Consider the following 11381-nt stretch of genomic DNA (forward strand, 5'->3'; position numbering starts at 1 on the left):
CATCATGTCCTCCATGTGTTTTTCTTGGTCGAAAACATTGTAACATGGTCATGATGGTGACCTATTCTTTTTACACAATTATATGGACTTTATCTGAAAATGGGGTGTCCAGGCTTTTCCTTTTTGCTGAGAGTGAAGGGACAAAAAAGCAGATTGATTCGATCCCTTATGGAACGATTAGTTCACTAATATGGTTAAACAACGATGAATTCGCTTTTGTCTGTGATGGCCCAACACACCCTGGTGAAATCTGGAGCTATTCAACCCCGAAAGAAAAGCTGGCACAACAAACAAACATGACGAAGTCAGCACCATTAAAGGGGTTGCTTGTTCGGCCGGTTGAACGCTCCTTTAAAAGTTTTGATCAGTTAGAAATACCTTATTTTCATTATTCAAAATCTCATGGAAAAATAAAGCGCCCGGCTATTGTTTTTATTCATGGAGGGCCAGAATTTCAGGCAGTGGCTGAGTTTTCACCGCTATTTCAATCGTTTGTCCAATTCGGTTTTGATGTGATTGTACCTAATATTCGTGGAAGTAATGGGTATGGAAAATCGTTTATCCATTTGGACGACAAACAACGTCGAACGGATGCAATGAAAGATGTTGCAGCACTTATACAGCATTTAAAATCGAATCCTGAAATAGATCAGGATAGAATCGCTATTATGGGAGAAAGTTACGGCGGATACATGGTGCTTTCCATCCTTACTCAGTATCCCGAGCTATGTGCGGCAGGCATCGATGTAGTTGGAATGTCGGACTTAAATCAATTTTTTCAGCATACCGCCCATTGGCGCCGGAAAATGCGGGAAGCGGAGTATGGAGGCGCAGATGAGCTGAAAGCTTTCTTTCATTCAATAGCCCCATTAACCAATGCTGAAAAGCTCAACAAGCCACTTTATATTTTTCATGGGAAAAATGATATTCGGGTATCAATAAACGAATCGATCAACATGCTGGAGCGCTTAAAAGATAAGAAAAATATCCATTCTCTTTTTTTTGAAAATGAAGGTCATGAATTTTATCACCGTAAAAACCTGACTATATATTATCAAGAAGTTCTTCACTTTTTGCGATCACACTTAACTGGCTGGAAGTCGTAGGAGGCCTGAACGGCATGACTGGAAAATGTAATTGATTCTCTGTAACGAGAAAATGAATCTACTATACCCGGGGAAGAAAACCAAATGCACAACAAAAATATGACAAATAAGCTCGAGTGATTTTTGTTATATCGGCAAAAGGGCCTTGGGTGGTGGTGACTCGTTATAGGAAAAGGTTTATACTAGGATAAAGGATCAACTAGAAAAGCGGTTTCATGTTAGTGATTACCGTGAACAATGAATCTGAATGCTTCGCTCGAAAAAATGAAAGAGTTATTTTTCGGCTTTTGACCGAGGTGAATCTTGCAGCTACATGAAATGCCGGTTTTTCGTTCATTCCCCGGAAAACTGGCATCAGCCGTCCCGAAAAATAATTTCCATTTTATCATGGCTGTTTCATCGTATCTGAATACTACCGCTATTATTGCAAAAAAATAGATGGCGGAAGGCAGGGAATAGAGGATTGAAGGAGTTATTTCAAAATGAAAGTATGGATTGGTGTTGTGGGTCCAACGGATTCTGTACATTTAATCGGAAACATAGCAAAGAATATGTCCAATATCAATGTCAAACTATTTCCCTATAAAAACCGGGTTGAAGTACATGATATCATTCAAAAAAATGAAGGCATGATCAGCCAGTGGCTTTTTTCGGGCCGTGTACCGTATTATTTTGCTCTTGAAAACAACCTTTTAAATGAAGATCAAGCCATTTATCCTCCGATTTACGGTCCTAGCCTCCTGGGTACACTGCTAAAGGCGGTTAGTGAAAAAAACGTAAAAAAATACAGTCTTGATACTATCCAACCTCAAGAAATTACAGACATCCACTATAAATATGATCTGGACAATTTAACACTCCTTCCGATCAAGTATGATAAATATTACCCTTCTGAAGAGATAATGGCGGAACATCTGGAGCTGTACCGAAAGGGAGAGATAGAAGCGGCTTTAACTTGTTTACAGGATGTATATGAAATGTTAAAAGCGGAAGAAGTTCCCTGTTACAGGGTGACTCCTTCGGAATTAATTATCGAGCAAGTGTTGCATTTTTTAAAAGAAAGAGCACAGTCCGCGATTTATAAAAAGGCGCTGTTTGCGGTAATGAGTATTAAGATTATTGAAGCGGAAACCTCATCTCTGACCGATCAAGCTTCATTCGATGACAAAAGAAAAGAGTTGGCATTAGAGAACATCCTGTTGGATTTTACTCAAAGCGTACAAGGTTCATATGTGAAAATAGGTGATGGACTGTTTTTTGTATATACGACAAAAGGTCAATTAGAATTATTTCAAAAGAATCATCCATTGCAATCGCTCTTGCCTCAAATTAAAGCCCAAAGTCAATTGGATGTTCATATTGGCATTGGCTACGGATTGACGAACTTACAGGCTGATACGAATACCCGGCTTGCTTTAAAGCATCTTAAAGAAAAAACGACCTCTTCAATTGCGACCGTTAATGAAAATAAGGATGTGGTCATTTGGAACAAAGACGATACGCCTCTTCCATTTTCCCATCGGCATGTAGCAAAAAATAAGGAGACAAAATTAAGCTTAAGTTCAACCACTCTTTCTAAATTGGCTTCCTTAAGTAAAATACATCAAACGAACTTAGTTACGGCCAAGGATATTTCGGAATGGCTCGGATATTCTGAAAGAAATGCAAGAAGGGTATTATCAGAGCTCCAAAAAGCCAAGTTGGCATCAGTGAAAGGGGAAGAGCAGCCCGGAAACCGGGGAAGACCCCGCAAGATTTTTGAATTGAAGCTGTGAGGTTCCGTCATAGAGCGATATGCATTTGGGATTGAAAACTGTGGAGACAATATGAGTGATGATACCCATCCATAATGTCAATTTTCAGCGAAAACTTCTTGGTGGGGAAAAAGAATATCTTACTAGTCTCTCAACACCTGGCTCTTCATTTCAAGGAATTTGGCCATGTGGGAGAGGGAAGCTTACTGATCGTGTAGAGAAATATCGTTGTGGAATTCGAAATTGAAATAAGGGATTTTGCCAAATATAGAAAAGATGGAAGGACGAGAAAAACGATAGAAAAGACAAATATTAGAAGCAATCATCCGCAGTGAAAGATTAAAAGGGTGGTTGCTCTTTTTATGTTCTAAGTCAAATTATTTTTTGTCATATATACTGGGAAGAAATCGTATTTACTCTTCATATCTTTTATGTTCCCGCGTTTACGTACAGTATGATGGCCAGTTTTATTTACCCCCCAAACTTCAAAAATACTATAGATTTAAAAAAAACGCTACTCATTTAAATCTTCTTTTTTCCTGCTTCTTCCGTTTCTTTGAACATTTTGTTACTGATCTCTTTTTTGATTCAAGGACATTTTGTGACATATGTCACAATCGATTGTTTTTAAACGATCATGATAATAAGATATTTGTAAATTAAATACAAAAAACGATTGTTATTTACAATCACCCTTTTTAATCGAAAGAAAGGAGTTTCCTGCATGAAAATGAAATGGGCTTTTTTATGTGTGGCCATCGCGATTCTAGCAGTGTTGGCGGGTTGCGAACCAGTAATGGTATTGGATCCGAAAGGTCCTCAAGCAGAAACGACAGCAAACGTCATTTGGATATCGATTGCGATGATGGCCATCATTGTGATAGCCGTTTTCGTCCTTTTGATCATAATGATTGTAAAATACCGGGCTTCAAAACAGGATGAGAATTATGAACCTCCGCATATTGAAGGAAATCCGGTAGTGGAATCCATTATCGTTGGAATTCCGGTTATAATCATTATTTTCCTTTCAGTTATTACGGTGAAGTCCACATACGCAGTTGAGGCACCACCGAAAAAGTATGAAGAACAAGAACCTTTGGTTGTTTACGCTTCGTCTTCTAATTGGAAATGGCATTTTAGTTATCCGGAAGAAGATATCGAAACGGTTAACTATTTGTACATCCCGACAGACCGTCGATTGGAGTTTAAATTGTATTCATATGGCCCCATTACAAGTTTTTGGATTCCGCAGCTTGGCGGACAAAAGTATGCAATGGCTGACATGGTAACCACATTACATTTGGCTGCTGATGAGCCCGGTGAGTATATGGGAAGGAATGCAAACTTTAGCGGCAAAGGATTTGCTGAAAATACGTTTCTCGTAAAAGCAATGCCGGAAAAAGAGTTTGACGATTGGGTTCGAGAAGTGAAAGCAACGGCCGAACCTCTTACGGAAGAAAAATTTGACCAGTTGTTAGAACCGGGCCATTTAGGACAATTAACATTCAGTGGCACACACCTGGGATTTTTGCCTCCTCCGGAGGGAGAACATAGTGGACATCATCATGGAGCCAATGAAGAACATGATAAAACGAGCAAGCATCAATAGTAGCTTCAACATGAATGATTGGTTGTTTCCAAGGCTGATAACTTACCAGGAAGGAGTCCTAAAGGATGGATTATCTTGAACGTTTTGCCATTCCTCATCCAAGTCCAGCCATTTATGCATCGATGGTAGCCATTGGGTTAACAGTTATCGCAATTGTCGCTGGTTTAACCTATTTTAAGAAATGGGGTTATTTATGGCGGGAATGGTTGACAACCGTTGACCATAAACGGATTGGCATTATGTATTTAATCTCCGCTTTGCTGATGATGTTTCGCGGAGGCGTAGATGCGATTATGATGCGGGCACAAACGTCCGCACCTGAAAATACATTGTTGGATGCGCAGCATTATAATGAAATTTTCACCACTCATGGGGTAGTGATGATTATCTTTATGGCGATGCCATTTATATATGCCCTGATGAACTTCGTTGTTCCACTGCAAATAGGCGCGCGTGACGTCGCGTTCCCGCGCTTAAATGCTTTAAGCTTTTGGCTATACTTCATGGGCGCGATGCTGTTTAATATTTCTTTTGTTGTTGGTGGTTCTCCTGATTCGGGTTGGACATCTTATTTTCCGCTCGCAGGTAATGATTTCAGTCAATCAGTCGGCACAAATTATTATATGCTGGCGATTCAAATTGCCGGGATCGGCACATTAATCTCTGGGATTAACTTTATTGTGACGATCTTAAAAATGAGAGCACCTGGCATGACGCTCATGAAAATGCCAATGTTTACATGGACCGCTTTCATTACGAACGTCATTGTCGTATTCGCTTTTCCAGTATTGACTATTGCGCTTCTATTCGGAACAATGGATCGGCTGTTTGGTTCAAATTTCTTTACAACGACAAATGGCGGGATGGATATGCTTTGGGCAAACCTGTTCTGGGTTTGGGGGCATCCGGAAGTATATATTTTAATTTTACCGGCATTTGGTGTATATAGTGAGGTTATTTCTACATTTGCCCGGCGTAACCTCTACGGTTATAAATCAATGGTTGGTTCGATCGTGATCATTTCGTTTTTCTCATTCTTAGTGTGGACGCACCACTTCTTTACGATGGGGCAAGGCCCGCTTACGAATAGTATTTTCTCCATTACCACAATGGCGATCGCGATTCCGACCGGAATCAAGATTTTCAACTGGATTTTGACAATGTGGAAAGGGAAGATTGAATTTACTGTTCCCATGCTTTATGCAGTAGGTTTCATTCCGATCTTTACGATCGGCGGGGTTACAGGAGTTATGCTTGGCATGGCGAGTGCCGACTATCAATACCATAATACGATGTTTTTAGTCGCACACTTTCACTATACGATTATTCCTGGTGTTGTATTCGCGATGCTGGCCGGCCTCACTTACTGGTGGCCCAAAATGTTTGGTTTTATGTTGAATGAAAGAATCGGAAAATGGGCGTTCTGGTTTATCGCCATCAGTTTTAATGTCACCTTTTTCCCGATGTTCTTCACCGGTTTGGATGGGCAGGCACGAAGGATGTACACTTATTCAGAAGCAACCGGATTTGGGCCGCTTAATCTGATCTCTTTCATCGGTGCGATTGGGCTCGCAATTGGTTTTGCTTTGATTGTGTACAATGTTTATTACAGCACGCGCTATGCTTCAAGAGATATTAGCTCCGATCCTTGGGATGCGCGCACCCTTGAATGGGCAACACACAGTCCGGTCCCGGCGTATAATTTTGCGACGATACCGCAAGTTCATTCCGTTGAGGCGTTTTGGGATCATAAGAAAAAAGACCGAAAGCTATTTAAAGATAAAATTGAAAAAATTCATATGCCAAATAACACCGGAGGCCCGTTTATCATGAGTTGCATATTCTTCTTATGGGGATTCTCCTTGGTGTTCAGCATGTGGATTCCGGCTATTATTACAACCATCGGGATTTTGGCTTGTATGGCTTACCGTTCATTCGAGAAAGACGACGGTTATTACATTTCTGTTGAAGAAGTGGAAGAAACTGAAAAAAAGTTGCGAGGTGCTAGCTGATGAATGTAGATCACTCGCTGCCGCTTGAATATAGCACAGATCAAAATCAACTGAATATACTAGGGTTCTGGATTTTTATCGGGGCCGAAATCATGCTTTTTGCAACACTTTTCGCCTCTTATTTCACATTAGTCGACCGGACAGGAAATGGGCCTGCCGGCGCGGAGATATTTGAAATAACGCCGGTGCTCATTGAAACACTCGTGCTTTTGACGAGCAGTTTTACCATTGGTCTTGGCGTTCATGCGATGCGTATTGGCAATAAAAAAGCAATGCTGGCCTTCTTTGCGGTCACGTTGCTTCTCGGTCTCACTTTCTTAGGCGTTGAAATTTATGAATTCGTCCATTACGTCGATGTTGGAGCGGGATTACAAACAAGTGCGTTCACGGCCATCCTATTAACAACTTTAGGAACACATGGCGCCCACGTAACACTTGGTTTATTCTGGGGACTATTCATCATTCTGCAAGTAAAGAAACAAGGACTTACACCAAAAACAGCCAATAAAGCGTTCATCTTTTCTCTTTACTGGCATTTTCTGGATGTCGTGTGGATTTTTATTTTCAGCTTTGTCTACTTGAAAGGAATGATGTAACATGAGCGAATTATTCCCGCGCAAACAAGTTGCAGGATTTGTATTTTCATTGGTGCTCACAGCCATTGCGCTTACTGTTTACTTCTTTGACCTTTCGTTTGCGGCTGGAATGACGATCTTATTAGTGACGGCATTCGTGCAAGCCGCTGTCCAGCTCATTGTATTTATGCATGCTGGTGAAACGAAAGACAAAGGATCGATTCTTACGAACATCTATTATGCCTTTGCCATCGCTTTGGTCACGATCTTCGGTACATTGTTAATATTGATCTGGGATATGTAAATCCCGTTTCAAAAGGAGTGTCCACCGGGCGCTCCTTTTGTTTAGGAGAAAGCCTGACACCTTTATCTGTTTTGCTCTCCATTTCTTCAGTTGCCACAAAAAATACACCTATTAGAAAGATAAAAATAGCTCCCATGACTGTGCCGATGCCTATGCCGATCATAGCGCTGGTATCGCTTACAAAAAAGCCGTACAAGAAAATGCCCATTCCGAGTAAAAGGATGGTACTGCCAATATACTTTACGGCATTTAGTATTTTATATGCAGATTCCATTTTCTACATCTCCCCTCTACAATGTATTATTCAACTTGTTCACATTTTTGTCAAATATTTTGTGATTCTTTTTGCCCTAAGACCATTTAAGAATTGACAATGTGTCATGTGTATCAGAAGTATTTTAATAGATAGATTAACAAATCGTATTTTTCCGAAGTGAAGGAACCCCTTTCACTGAAAAAATGAAAAGGGGCGTTGATTTGAAGAAATGCCAAATAAAAATATCACATTATTTAAAATAAGGTGCTGTAGATTCATAGCTTAGCGAATTGATAGGATGAATGCGAAGTGTGACTGCAATGGATTCGATTCACTCCTATTCAATCATGATTCGCTTTTCGCTGTTCCAGGTTTCGAACAGATTCGCTTCGTTTGACGTTTTGCTGTTCTTTAAAAGTGCCCATTGCCCAATCGTAAACAGGGTTTGTCACCCCGTACCAATAGTTTTCATTTTTAAAATGATGCCATAAATGCATTTTTTTCATCCATCGTCCCCAAGGGGAAATGGGCTTGATGGGACGATGGGCGATATAATGTTTCCATTCGTAAAAGAGAAGGAACAAAACGACTCCGGCTAAAAATGAATTTGTTAGTGCGAGACTGGAAGTGACAAGATATGCGATTATACCCGCAATAAGCAAGTTGGGCAGTGTATACCATAATGGTAAAAACAATAAATGTAATTCATTGGGGTTTACATGGTGATCATAATGTAAGCGCTTTAATAAATGTAGTAAAAAAGGATTTTTCGGCGGGTTCATATGAAAGAGAAAGCGATGTGTCATATATTCAACAAGTGTATAAGCAATCATTCCTAACACAAATGCAAGCCACGTCCACAATGAACCGACATGAGGCATCATGAATCCAACACTGATGATCCAAAGGACCGTCATGACAAAAATGTCTGGGTATAAAAAATATTCTTTCAAGAACTTCCGTTTCATTTTTTACTCCTCCACCTTTTTTCTTGTTTTCCAAAGTGTTAAACTGTTCTCCATTGCATTTCTGGCCACCATTTCCGCTTCCGCAGCATCTCCTAGTAACGCCATTGCCAATAAGTCATTGTAGAATTGAAAAGATAAGTTCCTGTGTTCTTCGATTGCAAAGTAGTTGATCGCCATTTCATGATAAAAGGTGTGAAAGCTATTTAAAATGAGGAGATAGATTGGATTGTGGGATAGGGCGGCAAGGCTTCTTTGCAATTGCCAATCAAATGTGGCATAGCTTTCTGCTTCATTTTCAAGTCGTTCTAAATGTGCGAGTTCTGCCACAACTTTTGCCTGACTTGCAGCGACGGCATCCCGAATATATGTCGGTGTGAGTGAAATTCTTAATTCCAGCAAGTAAACGATAAAATCTTCCGTGATCGTCTCATGGTGGTGAAGAAGATGAACGAGTGTTGTTAAATTGCCTTTACTCCAGTAATCGTTGATGATTGGCGAATGACCTTTCCGACAAGTAAGCCATCCATCTTTTTCTAATCGTTGAATCGCTTCTCGAACAGTTGGTCGGCCGACTTCAAATGTTTTCGCCAGTTCACGCTCAGGAGGCAATGTACTCCCAACAGGATAGTGGCTCGATAAAATCGCTTTCACCAATGTTTGTTCAATTTTGTCTGACGAGCGTTCTCTTCTTCTCACGTTCTTTCCTCCATCATGAGTATAAATGGTCAAACAATTTTCATTGGTGGTATTACCACAAGTTTATTCAAAAATAAAAGAAAAGTCAAACATTTATCAGGGGTAAAGAATCATTTTTTTGTTAACACAAGTAACGAAATGATACAGTAAAGTGATGATGTACTTGCTATGGGCGAATGTGATTGTCAGAAAAGTCGTCACAAGTATTATATGTGCTTATACAAGAAGCTGGAACAAAGTCGGGCCATGGCAAATCCGGGCGTTGGCCTAAGCTAACCCTTTTATTGAAAGAACTCGTGATTATTTGTCAGGATGCCTCCTCAATTCCTACAGAGAAAGGAAGATTTTGCGCAGGCTTTTAGTTATCTTTGTTAATCATTGTGACGGTCTTCCGCTATACTTGTATCATACGGCTTGCAGCTAAACACATAAGCCGGCGGCATATTTCTCATTTCTTTTTTTACTTCACTTATCTGGAAAAATTGTTGGATGAGTCCTTTTTTAAAGCCGGTATATTGGAATGTGATGAACCTTCCATTCTCCTTTAATATGTTGGAAGTATGTTGTAAAATCCGGGTGGAAACTTCTTTCGGCAAGCTGGCAAATGGAAGTCCGGAAATGACATAGTCTGCGTATGGAAGGTCATATTCCTTTGCGTATTGTTCAATATCTTCTGCGGAGCCATTGATAATAAACAGATTCTGTTCCTCTTTGAACTTTTCCTTCAGTACGGAATAGAACGTTTTGTTGTGTTCGACTAGTAAAATGATCGTGCTTGGCTTCCTTTTTTTAAGCAATTTTTCAGTAAATATGCCTGTTCCTGGCCCGAATTCCACAATGTACTCACTTTTCTGAAAATCAACCGTTTCCAACATTTTGTCGCCAAGGAACTGTGAACTCGGCAGGATGGCCCCGACCGACCGGGGATTTGTTATATATTGAAACAAGAATAGAAAGAACTTCATCTTTTCACATCCCAATCTATATTTTATAAGTCTATTATAAATCTAAAACTTGAAAAAACGTCCAATAAAATCCTCAAAAATTGTAAATTTTTTAGAGTGATTTAGGGAATGTTGAAAAAATATGCATGTATGGCAAATGAAAAGAAGGAAGGTTGGATGGAGTGAGCAAAAAAATATGTGAAGGAGGGGTTTGATGCGTGTAGCAGCCATTTACGATATTCATGGGAACCATTTTGCATTGAAGCTGTTTTAACCGAAATCAAGAGGAACAACGTTCAAAAAATTGTCGTGGGTGGAGATTTGGTTTGGGGCCCACAACCAAGAGAAGTGATGAATACGCTCATGAGGTATAAAGACGACTTCCTATTCATAATGGGAAACTCGGATCGGGAAGTTGCTTCCGGTGATGGGGCGGAAAAAGAGCCACAACATTTTATAGCGGAATTAAATCAATGTACCGGGCAGTTGAGTGATTCGCAAATGTCATTCCTTAAAAACATGCCAAAACATCTTAGTTTATCAATTGATGGGGTAGGGGAGGTATTATTTGTTCATGGTTCCCCGCGTAGTGATGAAGAAGCGATCAGAGTGGATACTCCTGGAAGCAATATTACAGATGATACAGGATACGAAAGAAAACATCATTGTTTACGGGCATACGCATATACAATTTGACCGGATTATTGGCGATAAAAGAATCATCAATGCTGGAAGTGTGGGCTTACAAAGCCGGGCAAATGGAGCTTGTTGGTTACTGATTGATAACGAATTTTTCCACTTTAAAATCACCGAATACAATGTTGAAGAAGCGGCTGAAAGGTTTCTCCAAGGGCAATGTCCTTATAAAAAAGATTTTGCAGAACATATACGAAACCCGCCTTACGCAGGGCCTTAATAACTCAAGAGTGATAAAATTTTCAACAAACAATTTTATCAAAGGTGCAAACAACAGAGTAAACATAAAGCAGTCGCATTATCTTGCGGATAAAAGCGGCTTTCACGTGCCCGATGCGATTAATATCGTTGCAGGATTGTTTTATCCCGCATGTCAGACTGTCTAACAAATGTTCAATTTTCAGCACTCAAACGTACTTTTTTGCTTGCAAAACTTCTAATATTGAAATTAACAAAGAGTT

General features: G+C 39.9%; 12 protein-coding genes. 8 read left to right on the forward strand and 4 right to left on the reverse strand.

Going from position 1 to position 11381, the window contains the following annotated elements:
• From JOC94_RS22005 to qoxD, 6 genes are all read left to right on the forward strand, one after another.
• Positions 1–1106, forward strand: a 1106-nt coding sequence (locus tag JOC94_RS22005; protein ID WP_205180361.1) for an alpha/beta hydrolase family protein, incomplete at its 5' end; no start/stop codon positions are given.
• 482 nt (positions 1107–1588) lie between these two features.
• Entirely contained in the window at positions 1589–2881 is a 1293-nt protein-coding gene (locus JOC94_RS22010; protein ID WP_205180362.1) for a hypothetical protein, read from the forward strand.
• Positions 2882–3584: 703 nt separating this feature from the next.
• The gene (gene qoxA, locus JOC94_RS22015) at positions 3585–4469 is read left to right on the forward strand and encodes a cytochrome aa3 quinol oxidase subunit II (protein ID WP_205180364.1); all 885 of its coding nucleotides are present in this window, start codon (positions 3585–3587) and stop codon (positions 4467–4469) included.
• A gap of 65 nt (positions 4470–4534) precedes the next feature.
• Complete coding sequence (gene qoxB, locus JOC94_RS22020; protein ID WP_077114245.1) at positions 4535–6481, forward strand: cytochrome aa3 quinol oxidase subunit I; 1947 nt, start codon at positions 4535–4537, stop codon at positions 6479–6481.
• Positions 6481–7077, forward strand: a complete 597-nt coding sequence (gene qoxC, locus JOC94_RS22025; protein WP_077114243.1) for a cytochrome aa3 quinol oxidase subunit III — start codon at positions 6481–6483, stop codon at positions 7075–7077. The genes qoxB and qoxC overlap by 1 nt, the downstream gene beginning before the upstream one ends.
• Position 7078: 1 nt before the next feature.
• Positions 7079–7360: a cytochrome aa3 quinol oxidase subunit IV gene (qoxD, locus tag JOC94_RS22030; protein ID WP_077114241.1), complete on the forward strand. Its 282-nt coding sequence runs from the start codon at positions 7079–7081 to the stop codon at positions 7358–7360.
• On the opposite strand, the gene JOC94_RS22035 is transcribed toward qoxD, so the two are convergent.
• From JOC94_RS22035 to JOC94_RS22050, 4 genes are all read right to left on the reverse strand, one after another.
• Positions 7317–7634, reverse strand: a complete 318-nt coding sequence (locus JOC94_RS22035) for a hypothetical protein (RefSeq protein WP_077114239.1) — start codon at positions 7632–7634, stop codon at positions 7317–7319. The two genes, qoxD and JOC94_RS22035, sit on opposite strands and share 44 nt — an antisense overlap.
• A 323-nt stretch (positions 7635–7957) precedes the next feature.
• Positions 7958–8584 (reverse strand): sterol desaturase family protein, encoded by a 627-nt coding sequence (locus JOC94_RS22040; RefSeq protein ID WP_205180366.1) that lies wholly within the window; start codon positions 8582–8584, stop codon positions 7958–7960.
• 3 nt (positions 8585–8587) lie between these two features.
• The gene (locus JOC94_RS22045) at positions 8588–9280 is read right to left on the reverse strand and encodes a GntR family transcriptional regulator (RefSeq protein ID WP_205180367.1); all 693 of its coding nucleotides are present in this window, start codon (positions 9278–9280) and stop codon (positions 8588–8590) included.
• 371 nt (positions 9281–9651) lie between these two features.
• On the reverse strand, positions 9652–10245 hold the full coding sequence (locus JOC94_RS22050; RefSeq protein ID WP_077114231.1) for a class I SAM-dependent methyltransferase: 594 nt from the start codon (positions 10243–10245) through the stop codon (positions 9652–9654).
• Between the two features lie 177 nt (positions 10246–10422).
• Between JOC94_RS22050 and JOC94_RS23280 the strand changes: the two genes are divergently transcribed.
• Entirely contained in the window at positions 10423–10920 is a 498-nt protein-coding gene (locus JOC94_RS23280; RefSeq protein ID WP_328799820.1) for a metallophosphoesterase family protein, read from the forward strand.
• Positions 10862–11140, forward strand: a complete 279-nt coding sequence (locus JOC94_RS23285) for a metallophosphoesterase family protein (protein ID WP_268921021.1) — start codon at positions 10862–10864, stop codon at positions 11138–11140. The genes JOC94_RS23280 and JOC94_RS23285 overlap by 59 nt, the downstream gene beginning before the upstream one ends.
• Positions 11141–11381 lie beyond the last annotated feature (241 nt).

The organism is Siminovitchia thermophila (assembly GCF_016909185.1).
Lineage (GTDB): Bacteria > Bacillota > Bacilli > Bacillales > Bacillaceae_C > Siminovitchia > Siminovitchia thermophila.